The 492-nt window shown below is 47.6% G+C and carries 1 protein-coding gene; it reads right to left on the bottom strand.

Annotation, left to right across the window (positions count from 1 at the left end; translation table 11 throughout):
* Positions 1-492, bottom strand: a 492-nt coding sequence (locus ACKTR2_RS10465) for a hypothetical protein (RefSeq protein WP_407885080.1), incomplete at both ends; no start/stop codon positions are given.

Raw genomic sequence — 492 nt, 5'->3', positions numbered from 1 at the left:
GCCGGAGTTTGAATTACCTGTGTTGCTGTCACCAGGGTTGTTCGAGCCACTGTTCGAGTTACCAGTATTGCTGTCACCAGTATTGTTTGAACCGGAGTTCGAGTTACCAGTGTTACTGTCACCGGTGTTGTTCGAACCACTGTTCGAGTTACCTGTATTGCTGTCACCAGTGTTGTTCGAGCCAGAGTTACTGTTCCCAGTGTTGCTGTCACCAGTGTTGTTTGAACCGGAGTTCGAGTTACCAGTGTTGCTGTCACCGGTGTTATTCGAGCCAGAGTTACTGTTCCCAGTGTTGCTGTCACCGGTGTTGTTCGAACCACTGTTCGAATTACCTGTATTGCTGTCACCAGTATTGTTTGAACCGGAGTTTGAGTTACCAGTGTTGTTGTCACCGGTGTTGTTTGAACCAGAGTTCGAATTACCTGTGTTGCTGTCACCAGTGTTATTTGAGCCGGAGTTTGAATTACCTGTGTTGCTGTCACCAGTGTTGTT

The organism is Furfurilactobacillus curtus (assembly GCF_045862785.1).
Classification (GTDB): Bacteria; Bacillota; Bacilli; order Lactobacillales; family Lactobacillaceae; genus Furfurilactobacillus; species Furfurilactobacillus curtus.
The sequence above is the reverse complement of the archived record's forward strand: the minus strand, read 5'-3'. Positions and strand labels throughout refer to the sequence as shown.